Genomic DNA, 20,452 nt, shown 5'->3' on the forward strand with positions numbered 1-20,452 from the left:
GAGTCATGGCCAAGGCAGTTGCAAAAAAGAAGACAACCAAGAGCAGCAAGAAGACGACGAAGCGGCAGATTCAGCCGTTGCGTGCGTTTCGGCGCTGGATCTTGCGCGCGGTGCTGGCGGTGGCGGCGGTTTTTCTTGTCCTCATCCTGCTGTTTTCAGTGGTGAACCCGCCGGTCACCCATACCATCTGGGCCGAGCAGCGCCGCTTGGGCGAGGTGGACCGGATGTGGGTGCCGCTGGAGGAGATGGCTCCGGTGCTGGCGCGCTCTGTCGTGGCGGCGGAGGATGCGCAGTTCTGCCGCCACTGGGGATTTGACGCCCGCGCCATCCAGGCGGCGATCGAGGCTGGCGGCAGCCGCGGCGGCTCGACCATCTCGCAGCAGGTGGTGAAGAACGTGTTCCTGTGGCAGGGCCGCAGCTGGCCGCGCAAGGTGCTGGAGACGTTGCTGACCCCGGTGGTGGAGATCGTCTGGAGCAAGCGGCGTATTCTGGAAGTTTATCTGAACGTGGCCGAGATGGACGAGGGCGTGTTTGGCGCCGAAGCCGCGGCGCGGAAGTATTTCGGAGTCGGCCCGGACCAGCTGAGCGCGCGGCAGGCAGCGCTGATTGCCGCCGTGCTGCCCAATCCCAAGGAGCGTTCGGCCCGCAAGCCTTCAAACTTTGTGCAGCGCCGGGCGCGGCAGATTCAGGATGGGGCGGCTACCATTCGCGCAGACGGGCGGGCGGATTGTTTCGAGGATTGAATCTTTCTCCCGGCCAAGGCATTGCTGGGTATCCGTAGTAACGTTTCTGGAGATCCCCTGTAGCCATGGCGCGCCTGTACCACGTTCCCCTGTCCCCCTTTTGCCGCAAGGTGCGGCTGTCGCTGGCGGAGAAGAAGATCGAGGTCGAGCTGGTCGAGGAGCGCTATTGGGAGCAGGATCCCGATTTCCTGCGCCGCAACCCGGCGGCCAAGGTGCCTGTGGTCCGGCTGGACGGTCAGATGATGGCCGAAAGCGCGGCGATCTGCGAGTATCTGGAGGACACCAGGCCGGAGCCTGCGCTGATCCCCAAGGATGCCGCGGGCCGGTATGAGGTGCGCCGGCTGGTGAGCTGGTTTGACGACAAGTTCCACCAAGAGGTGACTTCCAAGCTGCTGTATGAGCGGGTGAACAAGAAGATCACCGGCGAGGGCTATCCCGACAGCCGCAACGTGAAGGCGGGGGCCAAGGCGATCAAATACCACCTGGACTACATGGCCTGGCTGCTGGACCACCGGCGCTGGCTGGCGGGCGACATGATGACGCTGGCGGATTTTGCCGCTGCCGCGCATCTGTCGTCCTTGGATTATATCTCGGATGTGGACTGGAACCGGTCGGCGGTGGTCAAGGACTGGTATGCCAAGATCAAGTCGCGGCCCGCGTTCCGGTCGATCCTGGCGGATCAGGTGCCGGGCTTCCGGCCGCCGCCGCATTACACTGACCTGGATTTCTGATACCAACGGGGGCAGGGGCGCTGCCCCCGCGGCCCTGCGGGCCGCTCCCCCGGAGTTTTGGCGAAAGATGAAAGACCGATCCGGCATCAAGGAAAAGCTGGTTGCCCAGGCGCTGGCGGAGGGGTTTGTCTCCTGCCGGGTCTGCCGCCCGTGGGATGTGCCGGAGGTGCCTGGACGGCTGCAGGCCTTTCTGGATGCGGGCTATCACGGGCAGATGGGCTGGATGGCGGAGCGGACCCATTGGCGGGGTGACCCGAGCCTGTTGTGGCCGGAGGCGCGGTCGGTGATCATGCTGGCGGAGAGTTATACGCCCGACGAGGATCCGATGGCGGTGGTCGGGCAGGCGGATCGCGGCGCGGTTTCGGTCTATGCCCGCAACAAAGATTACCACGACCTGGTCAAGAAGCGGCTGAAACGGCTGGCGCGCTGGCTGATTGCGGAAGCCGGGGAGGATTGCGAGGTGAAGGTCTTTGTCGACACCGCACCGGTGCCGGAAAAGGCGCTGGGCCAGGCGGCAGGGCTGGGCTGGCAGGGCAAGCACAGCAATCTGGTAAGCCGGGATTGGGGCAACTGGGCCTTTTTAGGCTCTGTTTTCACCACGCTGGAGCTGCCTGCAGATGCTCCGGAGCGGGACCGCTGCGGGTCGTGCCGGGCCTGTCTGGACAGCTGCCCGACCGATGCTTTTCCAGCACCCTACCAGGTCGATGCGCGGCGCTGCATCTCCTACCTCACCATCGAGCATAAAGGTCCGGTGGCGGAGGAACTGCGGGAGAAGATGGGCAACCGGATCTATGGCTGCGACGACTGTCTGGCGGCTTGCCCTTGGAACAAGTTTGCGGTGGCCGCCAGCGACATGCGCTATGCCGCGCGCGAGGAGCTGAAGGCGCCGAAGCTGGCGGAGCTTGCCGCCTTGGAGGATGCGGCGTTCCGGGAGATGTTCTCCGGCTCGCCCATCAAGCGGATCGGGCGCGATAGGTTTGTGCGCAATGTGCTCTATGCTATCGGCAATTCCGGCCTGCCGGAGCTGCGCGCGGTGGTGCAGGGGCTGGCGGAGGATCCGGATCCGGCGGTGGCGGATGCGGCGCGGTGGGCGGTTCAACGGCTTTCGTGACGCAAACAGGATGGACGGGCCGCAAATAGGCGCTACACCCAGTCCGGCGAACAGAGTTTGAGAGGGCTGGGCATGGCGTTGCTGCTGGGAGTGGACACGGGCGGAACCTATACCGATGCGGTGCTGATCCGCGACGAGAAGGAGGTGATCGCCTCTGCCAAGTCGCTGACCACGCGCCAGGATTTGGCGATTGGCGTCGGCGGCGCGATCCGTGCGGTGCTGGAGCAGTCCGGAGTGCAGCCGCAGGAGGTGTCGCTGGCGGCGCTGTCCACCACGCTGGCCACCAATGCGCTGGTGGAGGGTCAGGGCGGACGGGTGGCGCTGGTCTATGTCGGGTTTGCCGAGGCTGACCTGGACCGGCCCGGGCTGCGGGACGCGTTGAAGGGCGATCCGGCGCTGGTGATCGGCGGCGGCCACACCCACGCGGGCAGTGAGGCGGCGCCCCTGGATGTTGAGGCGTTGGAGATGTTCCTGCGCACCGAGGGCCAGGGGGTGACGGGCTTCGCCGTGGCCGGGGTCTTTGCCACCCGCAATCCGGCGCATGAGATTGAGGCTGCGCGGATCATCCATGAGATGACCAGCGCGCCAGTCACCTGTTCGCACCAGCTGTCGGCCAAGCTGAACGGGCCGAAACGGGCGGTGACGGCGGTGCTGAACGCGCGGCTGATCGGCATGATCGACCGGCTGATCGGGCGGGCGCAGGACACGCTGCGCGATCTGGGCATCGGGGCGCCGATGATGGTGGTGCGCGGCGACGGCGCGCTGATGAGCGGCGAACAGGCGCGGGAGCGGCCGATCGAGACCATCCTGTCCGGGCCGGCGGCCTCGATTGTCGGGGCGCGCTGGATGACCGGGGCGGATCATGCGCTGGTGAGCGACATCGGCGGCACCACAACCGATGTGGCGCTGATCAGGGACGGCAAGCCGGCTATTGATCCGGCAGGAGCGCGGGTGGGTGAGTTCCGCACCATGGTGGAGGCGGTTGCGATGCGCACCACCGGCCTGGGCGGCGACAGCCAGGTGCATCTGAACACCAGCGGGCTGTCAGGCGGGCTGACATTGGGGCCGCGCCGGGTGGTGCCGGTGTCGCTGATTGCGACCGATGCGCCCGATGTCGTGCATGCGGCCCTGGATGAGCAGCTGCGTAATTCCACCGCGGGCGAGTTTGACGGGCGCTTCGTGCGCGCGGTGCCGGGGGTGCCGGTAGCGGGCCTGAGCGAGCGGGAGGCCGGGCTGCTGGCGCGGATCGGTATGCAGGTGCATCCGCTGGGCCAGATCTTGCGCACCCGGATGGAGCATGGCTCACTGGGCCGGCTGGTGGACCGCGGGCTGGTGCAGGTCTCCGGGGTGACGCCCTCGGACGCCAGTCACGTGCTGGACCGGGTGGAGGCCTGGGACAGGGAGGCTGCGGTGAAGGCGCTGACCCTGTTTGCCCGCCGCCGGGTAGGCAGTGGCGACATGGTGGCAAAAAATGCGGAAACGCTGGCGCAGATGATCATCGATCAGTTGACGGAGCAATCTGCTTTGACCTTGTTAGAGTCTGCTTTTGCCGAAGAAGCCGAGAGTTTTGGCCTGCCGGAGAAGGATTTGGCCCGGCATGTGCTGCTGCAAAAGGGCCTCGCCCGGCACCGTGGCCTGCTGGCGCTGGATGCCGCGTTGAATGTGGATGTGGTGGGGCTGGGCGCTTCTGCCCCCAGCTATTATCCGGCGGTGGGGGAGCGGCTGCATTGCAACATGATCCTGCCGCAGCATGCCGGGGTGGCCAATGCCATTGGCGCGGTGGTGGGCCGGGTCACCATGCGGCGCAGCGGCACCGTGACATCGCCCGCGGAGGGCAAGTACCGGGTGCATCTGGAGAGCGGCCCGGTGGATTTCCCGGCCTCAGACGAAGCACTGGCAGCGCTGGAAGCGGCCTTGGCAGAGGAGGCGCGCGGCGCGGCAGAGCAGGCCGGTGCCGAGGATATCCACGTGCATGTGGAGCGGGATATCCGCTTGGCGCAGGTGGAATCGCGGCAAGTGTTCGTCGAAGGCACGCTGACGGTGGAGGCCAGCGGCCGGCCGCGGGTGGCGCACGCCTAGGCGTCTTGAGCCGTGAAGCGGGTTTTCCGAAAACCCGCTGCCTCCGGCGGGGATATTTTGGGCCAGAAGAAGCAGGGGTGCTTGCTGCAGATCTGGCATGTGAAAAGCCCCGCCGGAGTGCGGCGGGGCTGAAAGCGGCCTGTTAGAGCCTATTCCGCAGCAGCGCCGCGTTTGGGCAGCACCCAGTCGGGGCGCGGGAAATGGCAGGTGTAGCCAGTGGGCAGCCGCTGCAGGTAATCCTGATGCTCCGGCTCCGCTTCCCAGAAATCACCTGCGGGTTCGACCTCAGTCACCACTTTGCCGGGCCAGATGCCGGAGGCGTCGACGTCGGCGATGGTGTCCTCGGCGACCGATTTCTGGGTGTCGTCCAGGTAGTAGATCGCGGAGCGGTAGCTCATGCCGATGTCATTGCCCTGGCGGTTCGGGGTGGTCGGGTCGTGGATCTGGAAGAAGAACTCCAGCAGCTCCCGGTAGGAGGTGACGGCGGGGTCGAAGACGATCTCGATCCCTTCGGCATGGGTGCCGTGGTTCCTGTAGGTGGCGTTCGGCACGTCGCCGCCGGTGTAGCCGACGCGGGTGCTGATGACGCCGGGGCGCTTGCGGATCAGTTCCTGCATGCCCCAGAAACAGCCGCCTGCCAGGACGGCGCGTTCGGTGGTGCTCATTTCACGACCTCCACTTGGTTGATGTAGGCGCCATAGCCCTCTGCCTCCATGTCGTCCAGATGGACAAACCGCAGGGAGGCGGAGTTGATGCAGTAGCGCAGGCCGCCGCGGTCCATCGGGCCGTCCGGGAAGACATGGCCCAGGTGGCTGTCGCCATGGGTGGAGCGGACCTCGGTACGGATCATGCCGAGGCTGCGGTCTTCCAGTTCCTGGATGTGGGCGGATTCGATGGGTTTGGTGAAGCTGGGCCAGCCGCAGCCCGATTCATACTTGTCGGAGGAGGCAAACAGCGGTTCGCCGGAGACGATGTCGACGTAGATGCCCGGCTCCTTGTTATGGAGCAGCTTGCCGGTGCCGGGGCGTTCGGTGCCCGCGTTCTGGGTCACGTAGAACTCTTCCTCGGAGAGGGCGGCAATGGCGTCCGGGTTCTTGAAGTATTTGGTCATGGTGTCCTCCCGCCTGTTCGCGTTTGGTGCAGAACATGGGGTCTGGATGCGCAAATGCAAAGCCCTGTTACAGGCGGCTCGCAAAGCCGTGTGCTGCGGAGGCCGGGCCCGGGGACAGATGCTCGGTCAGGCAGCGAAGGCACTGGCGAGGTCTCCGGGCAGGTCGAACTCCCGCAGCACCCGGGCGCGGGCGTCTGCCGACATCTTGCGCGCGGTCTTTTCCACGATGCGCTGCACCTTGTCGGCGGGGTGCTTGGCGGCGAATGGGGCAAAATACCACTTGAGGAAGACAAAGCAGATGATGTCCTCCAGCGCCTGCACCTGGGCGTCGCGCTTGATCCCCTCCTTGCGCAGCATCTTGGCTGCGGCCTCCGTGTCTTCGGCGCCATAGCCTGCGTTCTGCATCAGGGAGGTGACCACATCGGCGTGATGAACAGCCTCGGCCTTGCGCCAGGCGAGGTAGCCGGCCCGGCCTTCGGGGAAGGCCTCGCGGGCCAGCTTCCAGCGTTCCACATGCTGGCCGCGCGCCGCGATCTGCAGCACCTCGGTGGCGTCCGGGAACAGGCGCTGCTGCTCCTGGCTCATCCGCTGGCCGTAAAGCAGCGCGGCGGGCTGGCCGTCTTCCAGGGTGGGGTCCTGGGCGTTGGCGGCGTCGATCGCCTCCAGCACCTGTGTCAGTTGCGCGCTCATGCCGCGTCCTCCGGTTGGGATCTTGAGATCAGATTAAGCGGTAAGCGCGGAGAGGCGCAACGGGCCGCGCCGCGTTGGCGGCGCCGGGCCCAAGGGGCAGGGGCGGGTGTCAGCCCGGCTTTGCTGCGCGGGAGAGCTCCGCCTTGGGCCGGTCCGCCTGCCTGGCGAGCTGGACGGCCAGAATGCCACCGGTGACGATGGCAACGCCCAGTACGTCCAGCGGTCCCAGTTTTTCGCCCAGCAGGACGCTGGCAACGGCAACGCCGAACACCGGATTCAGGAAGTGGAAGGTGGCGGCGCGCACCGCGCCGATGCGGTTCAGCAGCAGCACCCAGATGAAGGTGGCGGTCAGGCCTGGCACAATTGTGGTGTAGGTGAAGGCAGCGGCCAGGCGCCAGGTGGGGGTGACAAAAATCTCCTCTGTCAGCGGCGCGGCCACGAACAGGACGGCCGAGCCGATCAGCATCTGCAGACCGACCACCATCATGAAATTTCCGCCGGAGGTGGCACCGCGCAGGGCGAGGGTTGCGGCGGTCAGTGCCAGCACGCCGATGACGCACAGACCAACACCCAGCAGGTCGACACCGGCGCTGAGCCGCGTGCTCATGATCAGGGCAACACCCAGGATGCCTGCGGCGAGGCCGGCATAACCCAGCGGCCGCAGCCGTTCGCCGAACAGCGCCCAGCCTGCCAGCGCCACCAGAAGCGGCATGGTGGAGGCGATGATGGCGGCCAGAGAGGCCTCGATCCATTGCATGGCGATAAAGTTCAGGCCGAGGTACAGCGCGTTCTGGCAGATGCCGAAGATCACTGTTGCCCGCCACTGGCCCGGCGTCAGCCGCCAGGTCTGCCCCAGGGCACGGGCGATGGCGACGCCGATCAGCCCGGAGATCAGGAACCGCACCGCCAGGGAAAACAATGGCGAGGCGTCCTGGACGATGATCCTGGCCGAGGTGAAGGCGGAGGACCACATCAGGGCAAAGGCCAGCCCCATGGCAATAGCGCGCGCATCCATCGTGAATTCCTTTCTCCCGCGGCGGACCTTCCGGAATATGCGGGCAGAGATCAAGCCGGGCGGGACCGGTGTCAGCTGAGCCGGGCCGCCAGAATCTGCCAGCTGGCGGCGCCGAAGGCAGCGGCAAAGGCGGCCTCAAATGCCCGGCGCAGTCGGACGTAGGCGCGGCTGGCCGCCTGGCTGGAGAACAGCAGCGCGTAGCCGTGGAAGATCAAGTTGCTTTGCACCGCGATGGCGGCCATCACCAGCAGCAGCGCCGATACAGGGGTACCGGGAGGCAGGCCGATGGCGTACAGCGCGCCGAAGAACAGCACCGCCTTGGGGTTGGTCAGATGCAGCGCCAGACCTTTGCCATAGGCGCTCCGCAGGGTTGGCGCGGCGGCGGCGCGCAGCACTGGCGCACCGGGGCGCAGGGCCGACCGGGCGGAGCGGATGGCAAGGTACATCAGGTATCCGGCGCCGGCATAGCGGACCGCCTCGAACATCCAGGCGTTGGCCAGCATCACCGCGCCCAGCCCGAACGCGGCGGAGACCGACCAGATCAGCGAACCGGTGCAGACCCCCGCGGCCAGCGCCAGACCGGGTTTGCGGCCATGCTGCATCGAGGTGCCGGCAATGGTCAGCGTCGCCGGGCCAGGGCTGGCGGCGCCCAGGAAGGCGGCTGCCAGGATCATCACCAGATTGACGTTTTCCATGATGCCCTCCCTTGGCCGCCACCCAAAGGATGCGTTTGCCGGGCGGTTCTGGCAAGCGGCAACGCTGCGGCGGCGGACGAACCGTCGGCCGGCACGGCCCGCCAGGCAAAAGAAAAGGGCCGCCCGCGGGGGCAGCCCTGAAACCGTCCGGATGATGTCCGGGATCAGCCGTTGACGCTGTCTTTCAGCGCTTTGGCGATGGTCATCTTGACCACCTTGTCGGCTTCCTTGGTGAATTTCTCACCAGTTGCCGGGTTGCGCACTTCGCGCTCGGGGCGCTCGCGGCAGTAGATTTTGCCGACGCCCGGCAGAGTCACGGCACCGCCGCCCGACACTTCGCGGGTGATCAGCGAGCAGACCGCTTCCAGCGCAGAACCTGCAGTTTTCTTGTCACTGCCCATTTCCTCGGCCAGTGCGGCAACAAGCTGGGTTTTGGTCATCGGTTTGGACATTCTTCGTCTCCTTAAAGCTGCCCGAACTGTGGGGCCTCATCGCGAGACATTATCGTTATGTTGTATGGTAACACAACTTCTTGTGTGCTCCGTATAAGGGAAAACAGGCATTTTTTGCCGGAAAACAGCGAAAATCAGCCTTAAAGGAAGGCGGTTTCGTCGAACGAACGCAATTTCCGGCTGTGCAGCCGCTCCAAAGGCATGCCGCGTAAACGCTCCATTGCTCTTATGCCGATTTGCAGATGGCGTGCAACCTGGGTCCGGTAAAAGTCCGACGCCATGCCCGGCAGCTTCAGCTCGCCGTGCAGCGGTTTGTCAGAAACGCAGAGCAGCGTGCCGTAGGGCACCCGGAAGCGGTAGCCGTTGGCGGCGATGGTGGCGCTTTCCATGTCCAGCGCGATGGCGCGGGACTGGCTTAGCCGCTGCACCGGGCCGGACTGGTCGCGCAGCTCCCAGTTGCGGTTGTCGATGGTGGCGACGGTGCCGGTGCGCATGATCCGCTTGAGGTCGAAGCCTTCGTATTCGGTGATCTCCGCCACCGCTTCCTCGAGCGCGACCTGGATTTCCGCCAGCGCCGGGATCGGCGTCCAGATCGGCAGGTCGTCGTCCAGTACATGGTCCTCGCGCAGGTAGCCATGCGCCAGCACGAAATCCCCCAGGGCTTGGGTGTTCCTGAGGCCGGCGCAGTGGCCGACCATCAGCCAGGCGTGCGGGCGCAGCACCGCGATATGGTCGGTGGCAGTCTTGGCGTTGGAGGGACCGACGCCGATGTTGACCAGGGTGATGCCGTTCCCGTCGTCCCGCTTGAGGTGGTAGGTGGGCATCTGCGGCAGCTTGGCGATGTCCGGGATCTTTGCCGATGGATCGGTGATCTGGTGATCGCCGGTGCTGACAAAGCTGGTGTAGCCGGAATTGGGGTCCGCCAGCTGGGCGCGGGCATAGGCTTCGAATTCGGCCACGTAGAACTGGTAGTTGGTGAACAGCACGTGGTTCTGGAAATGCTCGGTGCTGGTGGCGGTGTAATGGGTCAGCCGGGCCAGCGAGTAGTCGACGCGCTGGGCGGTGAACAGCGACAGCGGGCCGGTGCCGTTGGCCGGCTGGTGGGTGCCGTTGACGATGTCGTCGTTGGTGGTCGACAGGTCCGGCACATCAAAGACGTCGCGCAGGGTGAAACCGGCGGCGCCGTCCTGGGGCACCGTCAGATCCGGGCGCGAGGCGACCGCAAAATGCACCGGGATCGGGGTGGCCGACACGCCGATGGTCACCGGCTGGCCGTGGTTGCGGATCAGGAGGCCGATCTGCTGGATCAGGTAATTGCGGAACAGGTCCGGCCGCGTCACCGTGGTGGCATAGGTGCCGGGTGCAGAGACATGGCCGAAGCTGAGGCGGCTGTCCACCTGGGCGAAGGTCAGGGTGGAAAAGCGGATCTCAGGATAAAAGGCGCGGATGCGCTGGTTGTCCGGCGCGCCGTCGGCCATCGCCCGGGAGAATTCCTCGCAGATGAAGCCGGTGGCCTGCCGGTACAGCAGCTCCAGCCGGTCCACGGCCTCGGTGGCGTCGTTAAAGCTTTCGTCCGGCGGATGGCCGGGGTGTTTTGTTGTTATCATTGCACAGGCTCGATCACCGGAATTTTCTGGAAAGTGCGGACGTCGACAAGGCCCAGGTCGGAGATCCGGAGTTCCGGGATCACCACCAGCGCCAGCAGCGAATGCTGCATATAGGCGTTGTTCAGGCTGCAGCCGCAGGCCTGCATTGCCTCGACCATTTTCTGCGCCTTGGCGGCGACATCGGTTGCGGGGCTGTCGGACATCAGGCCTGCGATCGGAAGCTCAATCAGAGCAAGCTCCTCACCTTCTTTATAAAGGGTAATGCCGCCGCCCGCTTCGGCAAGCCGGTTGGCCGCCAGCGCCATCTGGGCGCGGTCGGTGCCGACCACGATCATGTGATGGCTGTCATGCGCCACGGTGGAAGCCATCGCCATCTTGCCGCTGTAGCCGAAGCCGGAGACAAAGGCGTTGGTGACGCCGCCGGTGGCGCGGTGGCGCTCGACCAGAGCGATCTGGCAGACTTCATCGGTGCCCTCGACCAACCCGTCCACCACTGGCAGCTCGGCCTGCAGTGCCTTGGTCGGGGCTTGGTTTTCGACCACGCCGATCACATTGGCGGTGACCGAATTGGCGCCCGCAGGCGCGGTGAGTTCGAAGTCCTTTGCGGTCAGCTCATGGCCCAGATGCACAGTGCCGCGGGCGCTGGCGGGCCAGTCGTAATGCGGGCAATCCACCTTGATAGAGCCTGATTCCGCCACGATTTGCCCGCGGGCGATCACCACTTCGATGGGCAGTTCGGTGAGGCTTGAGGTCAGGATCACATCGGCGCGCCGCCCGGGGGTGATGGAGCCGATCTCCCGCTCCAGCCCGAAATGGGTGGCTGTGTTGATGGTGGCCATTTGCAGGGCGACAACCGGGTCGCAGCCGCAGGCTATCGCGTGGCGCACCACCCGGTTCATGTGGCCGTCATTGACCAGCGTGCCCGAATGGCAGTCGTCGGTGCAGAGGATGAAGTTGCGCGGATCGAGGCCCTTCTCGGTGACGGCGGTGATCTGGCTTTCGACGTCGTACCAGGCAGACCCCAGCCGCATCATCGACCGCATCCCCTGGCGCACCCGGGCGATGGCGTCGGCCTCGCAGGTGCCTTCATGGTCATCCGCCGGGCCGCCCGCCACATAGGCCGCAAAATCCGGGCCGAGGTCGGGGGAGGCATAGTGGCCGCCAACCGTCTTGCCCGCGCGCTGAGTGGCGGCGATTTCGGCCAGCATCTTGGGGTCGGCATTGGCGACGCCGGGGAAGTTCATCATCTCGCCCAGACCGATGAGTCCGGGCCAGTTCATCGCCTCTTCCACATCCTCGGCGGAGATTTCGTAACCTGTGGTCTCCAGCCCCGGTGCGGAGGGCGCGCAGCTGGGCATCTGGGTGAAGATGTTGACCGGCTGCATCAGCGCCTCGTCATGCATATAGCGCACGCCGTCCAGACCCAGCACATTGGCAATCTCATGCGGGTCGGTGAACATCGAGGTGGTGCCATGCGGGATCACCGCGCGGGCAAATTCCGCAGGGGTCAGCATGCCGCTTTCAATATGCATGTGGGCATCGCACAGGCCGGGGATCATGTAGCGGCCGTTGGCCTCGATGATCTGCGTCTTTGGCCCGGTGCAATAGGAGGCATCCGGCCCGACATAGGCGATACGGCCCGCCTTGATCGCAATATCATGGTCCGGCAGCTGCTCGCGGGTGTGGACGTTGACCCAGATGCCCTTGCGGATCACTGTGTCGGCCGGCGCGCGGCCTGCGGCGACTTCGATCAATTGCGGGGCGGTGTCGGGCCAGCTTGGGAAAATGTTATCTGACATAATCCAATTGTTCCGATTGCAGGCGGGAAGGCAAGCGGATTGCTTGCATTGCCATCAAAGCTTCATGCGGGCGGTGGAAAGGCACCGAAGACTGACGCATTTGGCATTGCCGCGGCAGAACGATCGCTTGCAGGATGGTACTGCTGTTCTTGGAGAGGGCCTGGCATGGACTACCAAACGGTGGATGGAGACAGCTTCGGACGGTCCCTGCGCGGGATCGGGATCAATCTGCTGGTGCGGGATGTTCCGGCAGAAGTTGCCTTTTTAGAGACTGTTTTGGGCATGAAGGGCCATCAGGTGACGCAGGATTTTGCCATCGTTACCTATGGCGGACAGGTCTTTCAGCTGCACAGAGACGGGACCTATGCGGAAAATCCTCTGCTGGGGCTGCTGCCGGAAAACCCGCCGCGCGGCGCCGGGATCGAGATCCGCCTGTATGATACCGACCCGGATGAGGCCGTGGTTCGGGCGGAGGCAGCGGGGGTCACCATCCTGCAGGCGCCCGCGGACAAGCCGCACGGCCTGCGCGAGGCCTATATCCTTTGTAATAACGGCTATGCCTGGGTGCCGAGCCGGCCCAAGGGGTAAGCGGCGGGAATTCCTCCCCTTTCGCTGCGGCGATGGCCGGTCCATGCTGGCCGGAACCGTTTGGATGCCGCGAGGGACCGCTGATGCACGCCATTGCCGATACAACCGTCCTGGTCGAGGAGGGGGTGCTGACCCCGGATCAGGCCCGCACCATCGAGGCGCGCTCGCGCGAGGTGATGGTGGCGCTGGCGGTGAATGCGATCCTGTGTTTCGGGATCATCGCGGCCACTGCCGGGTTCATCTTCTGGCTGGCGGACCCGCTGGCGGTGGCGGTGACCGGCATCCTGATGCTGGGTGGCGGGCTGGCGGTGCTGGCGCGCGGCGGCGAGATGCTGCGGATGTTCGGCAATTCCGCCACCCTGATCGGCGCGGGGATGCTGATGGGCGGTGCCGGGATCGAGCTGGTGGACAAATACGAGGACATCGCCGGCTGGGTAATGCTGCCCGCCGGCGCGCTGGTGGCGCTGATCTGCACCTGGCGCTGGCGGCACGGGGCCTGGTCCACGGGGTTTGTGCTGGGCGCGATCCTGCTGATGGGGCTGGCCATGCATCTGGCGGCGATCGAGCTGCTGCTGCAGCAATACGGCATCGGCTCGCCGCTGCGGAACCTGGCGCTGCTGTATTATGCGGCGGCGCTGGCCCTGGCAGGCTGGCAGGTGGATGTGCGCTTTGTCACCGCACTGGCGATTGCGCCCTTTGCCCAGATGCTGGAGACCGGCACCGGCTATTTCCATGCGGCCTATGTGTTCTATTCGCCGGAATCGACGCTGACGATCCTGCAGATGGTGCTGATGATCGTGCTCTGTGTCTGGGGCGCGTCCCGGTTGGCTGAGCGCGACGCCCGGCATCTGCGCATCCTGGCGATCCTGGGGTTTGTGGTTGCAAACCTCTGCGCACTGGTCGGTTCGCTGTGGGGGGATGTCGTGGGCGAAACCGTCTGGGGCCCGGGCCGCTTCAGCGATGGCTACGAGGACTGGGACGCCTTTTCTACCGCCCGCGATGCCTTCCGCGACAGCGCGCTGTTCATTTCCGAGAACGTCTATTCGGTGCTGTGGGCGGTGGTGCTGGCGGCGGTTATCTTCTGGGCGGCGCAGCGGCATCAGCGCGGGCTGTTCAACGCGGCGCTGACCTTTGCCGCGATCCATGCCTATACGCAGATCTTCGAATCCTTCGCGGATGAGCCGCTGGCCTATGTGATCGGCGGTCTGGCCGCGATCCCGCTGGCCTGGGGGCTGTGGCGGCTGAATTTGTGGATGGCCGCCAAACAGGGCTAACGGTGGGCGGAATCGCCCACCCTACGTAGGGTGGGCAATTTGCCCACCACCGCGCAAGGTCCGCGGAGTGACACCAAACTCCGCCTTGAACGCCCGCGTGAGGGCGCTCGGGTCGTCATAGCCGCAGCGCAGGGCAATCTCCGATACGCTCAAAACAGTCTCTAACACGAGCTTTCTGGCCTGTATCAACCGCAGCCGACGGTAGACGGCCTGCGGCGTTGCCCCCAGTTCGGCCTTCATCCGGGCCTCCAGATCCTTCTGGCTGCGGCCTGCTTTCCTGGCCACGGCAGCAATCGGCAAGGGCGCTTCCAAGTTAGCCTGCATCACCGCAACCGCGCGGGCCACGGACTTGCCGCGCACCAGGATCGGGTCCTGGGTCTCGGTTGCCTCAGGCGCCATGAATAGCGCGGCCACCTCGAGCCGCAGCGCGGCCCCGTGCTGCTCGCCAATCAGCTCCATCATGGTGTCAAAGGCGGCAAGCGCGCCGGTGCAGGTGATGCGGTTGCCATCCCAAACCTGGCGGGTGCGCTCGGCCTGAACCTCAGGGAAAGCCTCGGTGAAGCGGCCCAGCTCCTCCCAATGGATTGTGGCCCGCCGCCCGTCCAGCAGCCCGGCGCCTGCCAGCAGCCAGGCGCCGGTGTCAAACCCCGCCAGTCGCTTGTAGCGGCGCGCGGCGGACTTAAGCGCCCGGGCGGTGGCCACGGTGGCATGGCGCAGGAAGTCATAAGACGGCATCGCGATCAGCAAATCGCCGCTGCAGTCGCCTAGCTGCCCATGCGCCCGCACCTCCATGCCGGACGAGGACACCGCCGGTGCGCCGCCCAGAGTCAGGAACCGCCAAGCATAGGCCTGCCGCCCGGCAAAGGTGTTGGCCGCCCGCAGCGGCTCCACCGTGTTGGCCAGGCAATGGGCGGAGAAGGCGTCAAACAGCAGCACATCAATTTGCTGCAACGCAGCAGTATCTTTAGTCCAATTCCGCATGATTATTTCTATCTCTGCACGATAGGCGCGCGCAAGCGGCGTACTCTGATCCGCAACAGATTTGCCAAGGAAGAGCACCATGCAGTTCGGGATGACCGAAGAACAATCGATGATCGTCGAAACCACCCGCGCCTTTGTGGAAAAGGAGCTCTATCCGCATGAGGCGGAGATCGAGCGCACTGGCCATTTGGACATGGATGTGATCCGCGATGTGCAGAAGAAGGCGATGGAAGCCGGGCTCTATGCGGCCAACATGCCCGAGGAGGTGGGCGGTGCCGGCCTCGATACCCTGACCTGGCTGATGTACGAAAAGGAACTGGGCCGCGCCAATTACGCGCTGCACTGGACCGGCGTTGCGCGCCCGTCGAATATCCTGCTGGCGGGCACCGGGGAACAGAAGGAGAAATACCTGTTCCCCTGCATGAAGGGAGAGAAATGGGATTGCCTCGCGATGACAGAGCCGGATGCAGGTTCCGACCTGCGCGGCATGAAGGCGACTGCGCGCAAGGATGGCGATGACTGGATCCTGAACGGCACCAAGCATTTCATCAGCCACGCGGACATTGCCGATTTCGCCATCTGCTTCATGGCCACCGGGGTGGAGGACACGCCGCGCGGGCCGAAGAAGAAGATCACCGCCTTCTTCGTCGACAAGGGCACGCCGGGATTTGAGGTGCGCGACGGCTACGGCAACGTCAGCCACCGCGGCTATACAAACTCGGTGCTGGAGTTTGACGATTGCCGCCTGCCGTCCTCTGCCATTCTGGGTGAGGCGGACAAAGGGTTCGAGGTTGCCAACACCTGGCTGGGCGCCACCCGCCTGCAAGTGGCCGCCACCTGCCTGGGTCGCGCGGAACGGGCTCTGCAGCACTCGGTGGAATACGCCGCCGAGCGCAAGCAGTTCGGCCAGCAGATCGGCAAGTTCCAGGGCATTTCCTTCAAGCTGGCCGACATGGCACTGGAGCTGAAGGCGGCGAACCTCTTGACGTGGGAAGCTGGCTGGAAGTTCGATCAGGGCACTGTGACTGAGGCCGACATGTCGATGGCCAAGCTGAAGGCAACCGAGATGCTGGCCTTTGTCGCCGATGAGGCGATCCAGATCCACGGCGGCATGGGCTTGATGGATGAGTTGCCGCTGGAACGCATCTGGCGCGACGCGCGGGTGGAGCGTATCTGGGAAGGCACCAGTGAAATCCAGCGGCACATCATCAGCCGCGAGATGCTGCGCGCCGTCGGAGGCTGATCCATGACCGGGTCCGGGAAACCCCCAGAGAAACCTGCCGTTACCATTACCTACTGCACCGGCTGCAACTGGCTGCTGCGGGCCGGCTGGATGGCGCAGGAGCTGCTGCAGACCTTCCAGGGCACCTTGGGCGGGGTGACACTGGTCCCCGGAGACACGGGCGGAATCTTTGAGATCCATGTTGACAAGGAACTGGTCTGGGACCGCAAGCGGGACGGCGGCTTTCCGGATGCGAAAGAGTTGAAGACCCGCGTGCGCGACCGGATTGACCCGGACCGGGATCTGGGCCATCTCGACCGGCCTGCACCTTGAAACCCGGCAGTTTTTCGCCTTCGGCGAGGATATTTGAAGGCCAGAAGAAGAATGAAACCAGATCCAGCCCCCGGAGGGCAGCGCCGCAACCGGGGGCCTTCTCCTGGCGCGGTCATCGGCGTCCCCGCCTGTACCGCGCAACCAGCGTTGCCGATTCTGGTTAATAAAACCCTGTGCTTCTTCTGGCTGAAAATATCCCCGCCGGAGGCTTCCGAACTCTCAACCAGCGGATCCGTTCCAGAATGACACGCGACCTTTCCCGCCTTTTCCGTCCCAAATCCATAGCTGTGATCGGCGGCGGCGCATGGTGCCGCCTGGTGATTGAGCAGTGCCGGAAGATGGGGTTCGGCGGCGCCATCTGGCCGGTCCATCCCAAGGCCGAAGACGTCGCGGGCCTGCCTGCGTTCAAGGACGCGGACAGCCTGCCGGAGGCGCCGGACGCGGCCTTCATCGGGGTGAACCGCTTTGCCGCAATCGAAGTGGTGCGGGCGCTGTCCGCCCGCGGCGCCGGCGGGGCGGTGTGCTTTGCTTCCGGCTTTCTGGAGGCCGCGGCCGAGGACGCTGAAGGCGCGAACCTGCAGGCGCTGCTTCTGGAAGCGGCGGGGGAGATGCCGTTTCTCGGTCCCAATTGCTATGGCTTCATCAACTATCTGGACGGTGCGTTGTTATGGCCGGACCAGCATGGCGGGCAGCGGGCGGAGAAAGGTGTGGCGCTGGTCACCCAAAGCTCCAACATCGCCATCAACCTTACCATGCAGAAGCGCGGGCTGCCGCTGGCCTATGTGGTCACCGCTGGCAACCAGGCGCAGTCGGGCATTGCCGCCATTGGCGAGGCGCTGCTGGAAGACGACCGCGTCACCGCGCTGGGCCTGCATATCGAGGGCTTTGGCGACCTGCGCGCGTTTGAGGCACTGGCTGCCCGCGCCCGCGAGCTGGGTAAGCCGATTGTCGCACTGAAGGTTGGCAAATCGGCTGAAGCCCAGGCTGCAACGGTGTCCCATACCGCCTCGCTTGCGGGCGGTGACGCGGGGGCCGGGGCTTTGCTCTCGCGCCTCGGCATCCCGCGTCTGGAGAATCTGCCATCTTTCCTGGAGACTTTGAAGCTGCTGCATGTGACGGGGCGGCTGCCGTCGAACCGCATCGCGACAATCAGCTGCTCTGGCGGGGAGGCCAGCCTGGCGGCAGACACCGGCCACACGCGCAACGTCGTGTTTCCGCCGCTGAACGAGCGGCAGAAAACCGACCTGCGCGACGCGCTTGGCCCGATGGTGGCGCTGGCGAACCCGCTCGACTACCACACCTATATCTGGCGCGACAGCGAGGCGATGACCAAAGCGTTTTCTGCGATGATGGATCCGCAGCTGGCGATGACCATGCTGATCGTCGACTTCCCGCGCGAGGACCGCTGCGATGCATCGGACTGGGAGTGCACCATTCAGGCCGCCATCGGTTCGCGCGAGCGGACCGGGGCCAATGTCGGCCTCGTCGCCACTCTGCCGGAACTGCTGCCGGAGGCCGTGGCGGCCCGGCTGATGGAAGCAGGCGTAGTGCCTTTCTGCGGCCTGAGCGAAGCGATTGCCGCCTGTGAGGCCGCCAGCCTGCCGCTGCCGGAAACACCTGTGCCGCTGCTGCTGCCGACGCCGGCTGTAGAGCCGGATCTGGTGCCCGAAGCCGATGCCAAGTGGCAACTGGCAAGCTACGGGTTGCGTGTTCCGCGGTCCAAACGGGCGGCCTCTGCCACCAATGCCCGCGCAGTGGCGGTGGATGTCGGCTTCCCCGTGGTGCTGAAGGGCGAAGGCGTCGCGCACAAGACCGAAGCGGGGGCTGTGGTGCTGAACCTGAACTCCGGCCAGGAAGTGAGCGATGCTGCCTTCAGCATGCCCGCGTCGCGCTTTCTGGTCGAGGAAATGGTCACCGGCGCGGTGGCCGAGCTGCTGATCGGCGTGGTCAAGGACCCGGCGCATGGCTTTGTCATGACGCTGGCGGCGGGCGGCACTTTGACCGAGCTGATGGAGGACAGCGCGTCCTTCCTTCTGCCCGCTTCCGATGCGGACATCGAAGCGGCGCTCCAGTCGCTGCGCATCGCAAAACTGCTGGATGGCTACCGCGGCGCCCCGGCAGCAGACCGCGAGGCAATCCTGCGTGCCGTCCGCGCCGTCGAAGCCTATGTCATGGAAAACGCGCTGGGGCTGGAGGAGATCGAGATCAACCCGCTTTTGTGCACGCCGGCGGATGCGGTGGCTGCAGACGCGCTGATGCGGCGGAAATACTAGGGCTTTGGCCCTAAAACAGAACGGCATGGCCCATGCCGGGAGGAGATGAGAGGAGCGACAGCCCCGTGAAAACCCGCCGTGACGGCGCCATTCTGGAAGTGACCCTGGACCGGCCCAAGGCCAATGCCATTGATCTGGCCACCAGCCGGGTGATGGGCGAGGTGTTCCGCGATTTCCGCGATGATCCGGAACTGCGCGTGGCGATCCTGACCGGCGGCGGCGAAAAGTTCTTTTGCCCGGGCTGGGACCTGAAGGCAGCGGCTGACGGTGATGCGGTGGATGGCGATTACGGCGTCGGCGGTTTTGGCGGGCTGCAGGAGCTGCGCGATATGAACAAGCCGGTGATTGCCGCTGTGAACGGGATCGCCTGCGGCGGCGGGCTGGAGCTGGCGCTGTCGGCCGACATGATCATCGCTGCCGATCACGCCACCTTTGCGCTGCCGGAAATCCGCTCCGGCACCGTTGCGGATGCGGCCAGCGTGAAACTCCCCAAACGCATCCCCTATCACATCGCCATGGAGCTACTGCTGACCGGGCGCTGGTTCGATGCCGAAGAGGCCAACCGCTGGGGCCTGGTGAATGAGATCGTGGCGGCGGATCAGCTGATGGACCGCGCCTGGGAGCTGGCGCGGCTGCTCGCCTCCGGCCCGCCGCTGGTGTATGCGGCGATCAAGGAGATCGTGCGCGATGCCGAGGACAGCAAGTTCCAGGACGCGATGAACCGGATCACCCGGAGGCAGCTGAAAACCGTGGACGTGCTCTATGGCTCCGAGGACAACCTGGAAGGCGCCCGCGCCTTCGCTGAAAAGCGCGATCCGGTCTGGAAGGGGCGCTGACGCGGTACTCCCGCCTGCTGCGGGACATCTGAAGATGCCCCTGCACAGTTGGGCCGGGCGCCGCGCTTCGCGCGGCGCAATCCATTCGCTGAGAAGCTCTTGAGGAGCAGGTCTGCTCCTCAAGCAGCCAGTCCGATTTTGTGATCCGTCAGCACAGCCTCAAGGGCAAGCCGCGCGTGCCGCGCGGAGGCTGCGCCTCCCTTGACCCTGTGCAAACGGCAGGGGCTACCCCTTCTGAAACAAGGTGATAAGCGCGGTGTCGTTCTTGTGCGCGCCGGTGGCGCGCGGGCCGTAGATCTGCACTTCAGGCAGGGTCAGGTTCCTGATCCATTGACCGCTGAGCAGCCGGTCGAAGGCGTCAGCAAATCCCGCCTTTTCGTAGAACTTTGCGTTCACCGACAGCGCAAACCAGGCATCGGCCGCCGCCACCCGCAGCAGGGCGGGCAGCACCTCAGGGCCGAGGTGGCCGTGGGTGAAGGTGCCGGAGGACACCACACCGCGGTAGGAGCCGCGCGGAACCGGGATGCCCTCCATCAGGTCGGCCTCGATCACGTCGCGGTAGGCGTCCTTGCGCAGGGCTTCGGCCAGCATAGCAGCGCTGATGTCAGTGGCGTCGACGGGTTCGACCCCAAGTGCCCGCAGCGCCTGGCCGCAAAGGCCGGTGCCTGCGCCGGCGTCCAGCACCGGGCCCTCGCCGCCGGCGGCGGCAAAGGCCTTGGCAGTTTGTGCGGGCAGCAGGTAATCCTGACCGGCGGCGAAGTCCTGGTCGTATGTGCCGGCCCAGTCCGCATAGAGCCGCCGTGATCCCTCAGGCGTGCTCAGCGTATAGGCATCGGTCAATCCCGGTGCTTGCTTTTTCATCGGGCCATCAAAGTCGCTTGGGAGATTCGAATCAACCCTTGCACCCCGGCC

20 protein-coding genes are annotated in these 20,452 nt (G+C 65.3%); 10 read left to right on the forward strand and 10 right to left on the reverse strand.

Annotation, left to right across the window (positions count from 1 at the left end; translation table 11 throughout):
- Positions 1-5: 5 nt before the first annotated feature.
- The 4 genes from mtgA (at position 6) to PHA8399_RS17560 (ending at position 4,664) form a co-directional block, all read left to right on the forward strand.
- Complete coding sequence (mtgA, locus tag PHA8399_RS17545) at positions 6-743, forward strand: monofunctional biosynthetic peptidoglycan transglycosylase (protein WP_058287411.1); 738 nt, start codon at positions 6-8, stop codon at positions 741-743.
- A 65-nt stretch (positions 744-808) separates the two neighbouring features.
- Positions 809-1,474 carry an FtsZ-binding protein FzlA gene (gene fzlA, locus PHA8399_RS17550; RefSeq protein ID WP_058287412.1) on the forward strand — a complete coding sequence of 222 codons (666 nt, stop codon included), beginning with the start codon at positions 809-811 and terminating at the stop codon, positions 1,472-1,474.
- A gap of 67 nt (positions 1,475-1,541) precedes the next feature.
- Positions 1,542-2,585, forward strand: a complete 1,044-nt coding sequence (gene queG / locus PHA8399_RS17555; RefSeq protein ID WP_058287413.1) for a tRNA epoxyqueuosine(34) reductase QueG — start codon at positions 1,542-1,544, stop codon at positions 2,583-2,585.
- 72 nt (positions 2,586-2,657) lie between these two features.
- Entirely contained in the window at positions 2,658-4,664 is a 2,007-nt protein-coding gene (locus PHA8399_RS17560) for a hydantoinase/oxoprolinase N-terminal domain-containing protein (protein ID WP_058287414.1), read from the forward strand.
- A gap of 149 nt (positions 4,665-4,813) precedes the next feature.
- On the opposite strand, the gene msrA is transcribed toward PHA8399_RS17560, so the two are convergent.
- The 8 genes from msrA to ade all read right to left on the reverse strand — a co-directional run bounded on the left by msrA (position 4,814) and on the right by ade (position 12,033).
- Entirely contained in the window at positions 4,814-5,329 is a 516-nt protein-coding gene (gene msrA, locus PHA8399_RS17565) for a peptide-methionine (S)-S-oxide reductase MsrA (RefSeq protein ID WP_058287415.1), read from the reverse strand.
- Positions 5,326-5,775 carry a peptide-methionine (R)-S-oxide reductase MsrB gene (gene msrB, locus PHA8399_RS17570; RefSeq protein ID WP_058287416.1) on the reverse strand — a complete coding sequence of 150 codons (450 nt, stop codon included), beginning with the start codon at positions 5,773-5,775 and terminating at the stop codon, positions 5,326-5,328. The genes msrA and msrB overlap by 4 nt, the downstream gene beginning before the upstream one ends.
- A 126-nt stretch (positions 5,776-5,901) precedes the next feature.
- Positions 5,902-6,465 carry a DUF4202 domain-containing protein gene (locus tag PHA8399_RS17575; RefSeq protein WP_058287417.1) on the reverse strand — a complete coding sequence of 188 codons (564 nt, stop codon included), beginning with the start codon at positions 6,463-6,465 and terminating at the stop codon, positions 5,902-5,904.
- A 109-nt stretch (positions 6,466-6,574) separates the two neighbouring features.
- The gene (locus PHA8399_RS17580; RefSeq protein WP_058287418.1) at positions 6,575-7,480 is read right to left on the reverse strand and encodes a DMT family transporter; all 906 of its coding nucleotides are present in this window, start codon (positions 7,478-7,480) and stop codon (positions 6,575-6,577) included.
- 71 nt (positions 7,481-7,551) lie between these two features.
- Positions 7,552-8,175: a LysE family translocator gene (locus PHA8399_RS17585; protein WP_058287419.1), complete on the reverse strand. Its 624-nt coding sequence runs from the start codon at positions 8,173-8,175 to the stop codon at positions 7,552-7,554.
- Between the two features lie 164 nt (positions 8,176-8,339).
- Positions 8,340-8,627, reverse strand: coding sequence for an HU family DNA-binding protein (locus PHA8399_RS17590; RefSeq protein WP_008553440.1), 288 nt, complete (start codon positions 8,625-8,627; stop codon positions 8,340-8,342).
- 140 nt (positions 8,628-8,767) lie between these two features.
- On the reverse strand, positions 8,768-10,234 hold the full coding sequence (locus tag PHA8399_RS17595) for an AMP nucleosidase (protein WP_058287420.1): 1,467 nt from the start codon (positions 10,232-10,234) through the stop codon (positions 8,768-8,770).
- The gene (gene ade / locus PHA8399_RS17600) at positions 10,231-12,033 is read right to left on the reverse strand and encodes an adenine deaminase (RefSeq protein ID WP_058287421.1); all 1,803 of its coding nucleotides are present in this window, start codon (positions 12,031-12,033) and stop codon (positions 10,231-10,233) included. The genes PHA8399_RS17595 and ade overlap by 4 nt, the downstream gene beginning before the upstream one ends.
- Before the next feature lie 165 nt (positions 12,034-12,198).
- On the opposite strand from ade, the gene PHA8399_RS17605 reads away from it, so the two are divergent.
- Together PHA8399_RS17605 and PHA8399_RS17610 are read left to right on the forward strand one after the other, a co-directional pair.
- Positions 12,199-12,621, forward strand: coding sequence for a VOC family protein (locus tag PHA8399_RS17605; protein WP_058287422.1), 423 nt, complete (start codon positions 12,199-12,201; stop codon positions 12,619-12,621).
- Positions 12,622-12,704: 83 nt separating this feature from the next.
- The gene (locus tag PHA8399_RS17610) at positions 12,705-13,895 is read left to right on the forward strand and encodes a hypothetical protein (RefSeq protein ID WP_208856337.1); all 1,191 of its coding nucleotides are present in this window, start codon (positions 12,705-12,707) and stop codon (positions 13,893-13,895) included.
- A gap of 21 nt (positions 13,896-13,916) precedes the next feature.
- Here PHA8399_RS17610 and PHA8399_RS17615 read toward each other — a convergent pair whose 3' ends face one another.
- Positions 13,917-14,876, reverse strand: coding sequence for a GlxA family transcriptional regulator (locus tag PHA8399_RS17615; protein WP_058287423.1), 960 nt, complete (start codon positions 14,874-14,876; stop codon positions 13,917-13,919).
- A gap of 79 nt (positions 14,877-14,955) precedes the next feature.
- Between PHA8399_RS17615 and PHA8399_RS17620 the strand changes: the two genes are divergently transcribed.
- From PHA8399_RS17620 to PHA8399_RS17635, 4 genes are all read left to right on the forward strand, one after another.
- Positions 14,956-16,119, forward strand: coding sequence for an acyl-CoA dehydrogenase family protein (locus tag PHA8399_RS17620; RefSeq protein ID WP_058287424.1), 1,164 nt, complete (start codon positions 14,956-14,958; stop codon positions 16,117-16,119).
- 3 nt (positions 16,120-16,122) lie between these two features.
- Positions 16,123-16,431: an Rdx family protein gene (locus PHA8399_RS17625; protein WP_058287425.1), complete on the forward strand. Its 309-nt coding sequence runs from the start codon at positions 16,123-16,125 to the stop codon at positions 16,429-16,431.
- Positions 16,432-16,673: 242 nt separating this feature from the next.
- Positions 16,674-18,704, forward strand: coding sequence for an acetate--CoA ligase family protein (locus PHA8399_RS17630; RefSeq protein ID WP_058287426.1), 2,031 nt, complete (start codon positions 16,674-16,676; stop codon positions 18,702-18,704).
- Positions 18,705-18,736: 32 nt separating this feature from the next.
- Positions 18,737-19,540, forward strand: a complete 804-nt coding sequence (locus tag PHA8399_RS17635) for a carnitinyl-CoA dehydratase (protein ID WP_058287427.1) — start codon at positions 18,737-18,739, stop codon at positions 19,538-19,540.
- 225 nt (positions 19,541-19,765) lie between these two features.
- Here PHA8399_RS17635 and PHA8399_RS17640 read toward each other — a convergent pair whose 3' ends face one another.
- Positions 19,766-20,401 (reverse strand): class I SAM-dependent DNA methyltransferase, encoded by a 636-nt coding sequence (locus PHA8399_RS17640; protein ID WP_058287428.1) that lies wholly within the window; start codon positions 20,399-20,401, stop codon positions 19,766-19,768.
- Positions 20,402-20,452 lie beyond the last annotated feature (51 nt).

It is taken from the genome of Leisingera aquaemixtae (assembly GCF_001458395.1).
In the GTDB taxonomy this organism is placed as follows: Bacteria; Pseudomonadota; Alphaproteobacteria; order Rhodobacterales; family Rhodobacteraceae; genus Leisingera; species Leisingera aquaemixtae.

What these genes read in the sequence shown, in the direction of transcription:
- PHA8399_RS17620 (WP_058287424.1), top strand. Translation starts at nt 14,956, where the DNA reads ATGCAGTTCGGGATGACCGAAGAACAATCGATGATCGTCGAAACCACC.
- PHA8399_RS17590 (WP_008553440.1), bottom strand. Translation starts at nt 8,627, where the DNA reads ATGTCCAAACCGATGACCAAAACCCAGCTTGTTGCCGCACTGGCCGAG.
- PHA8399_RS17640 (WP_058287428.1), bottom strand. Translation starts at nt 20,401, where the DNA reads ATGAAAAAGCAAGCACCGGGATTGACCGATGCCTATACGCTGAGCACG.
- PHA8399_RS17580 (WP_058287418.1), bottom strand. Translation starts at nt 7,480, where the DNA reads ATGGATGCGCGCGCTATTGCCATGGGGCTGGCCTTTGCCCTGATGTGG.
- msrA (WP_058287415.1), bottom strand. Translation starts at nt 5,329, where the DNA reads ATGAGCACCACCGAACGCGCCGTCCTGGCAGGCGGCTGTTTCTGGGGC.
- PHA8399_RS17585 (WP_058287419.1), bottom strand. Translation starts at nt 8,175, where the DNA reads ATGGAAAACGTCAATCTGGTGATGATCCTGGCAGCCGCCTTCCTGGGC.
- PHA8399_RS17630 (WP_058287426.1), top strand. Translation starts at nt 16,674, where the DNA reads ATGACACGCGACCTTTCCCGCCTTTTCCGTCCCAAATCCATAGCTGTG.
- PHA8399_RS17610 (WP_208856337.1), top strand. Translation starts at nt 12,705, where the DNA reads ATGCACGCCATTGCCGATACAACCGTCCTGGTCGAGGAGGGGGTGCTG.
- PHA8399_RS17560 (WP_058287414.1), top strand. Translation starts at nt 2,658, where the DNA reads ATGGCGTTGCTGCTGGGAGTGGACACGGGCGGAACCTATACCGATGCG.
- ade (WP_058287421.1), bottom strand. Translation starts at nt 12,033, where the DNA reads ATGTCAGATAACATTTTCCCAAGCTGGCCCGACACCGCCCCGCAATTG.
- PHA8399_RS17575 (WP_058287417.1), bottom strand. Translation starts at nt 6,465, where the DNA reads ATGAGCGCGCAACTGACACAGGTGCTGGAGGCGATCGACGCCGCCAAC.
- PHA8399_RS17625 (WP_058287425.1), top strand. Translation starts at nt 16,123, where the DNA reads ATGACCGGGTCCGGGAAACCCCCAGAGAAACCTGCCGTTACCATTACC.
- fzlA (WP_058287412.1), top strand. Translation starts at nt 809, where the DNA reads ATGGCGCGCCTGTACCACGTTCCCCTGTCCCCCTTTTGCCGCAAGGTG.
- PHA8399_RS17635 (WP_058287427.1), top strand. Translation starts at nt 18,737, where the DNA reads ATGCCGGGAGGAGATGAGAGGAGCGACAGCCCCGTGAAAACCCGCCGT.
- msrB (WP_058287416.1), bottom strand. Translation starts at nt 5,775, where the DNA reads ATGACCAAATACTTCAAGAACCCGGACGCCATTGCCGCCCTCTCCGAG.
- mtgA (WP_058287411.1), top strand. Translation starts at nt 6, where the DNA reads ATGGCCAAGGCAGTTGCAAAAAAGAAGACAACCAAGAGCAGCAAGAAG.
- queG (WP_058287413.1), top strand. Translation starts at nt 1,542, where the DNA reads ATGAAAGACCGATCCGGCATCAAGGAAAAGCTGGTTGCCCAGGCGCTG.
- PHA8399_RS17605 (WP_058287422.1), top strand. Translation starts at nt 12,199, where the DNA reads ATGGACTACCAAACGGTGGATGGAGACAGCTTCGGACGGTCCCTGCGC.
- PHA8399_RS17595 (WP_058287420.1), bottom strand. Translation starts at nt 10,234, where the DNA reads ATGATAACAACAAAACACCCCGGCCATCCGCCGGACGAAAGCTTTAAC.
- PHA8399_RS17615 (WP_058287423.1), bottom strand. Translation starts at nt 14,876, where the DNA reads ATGCGGAATTGGACTAAAGATACTGCTGCGTTGCAGCAAATTGATGTG.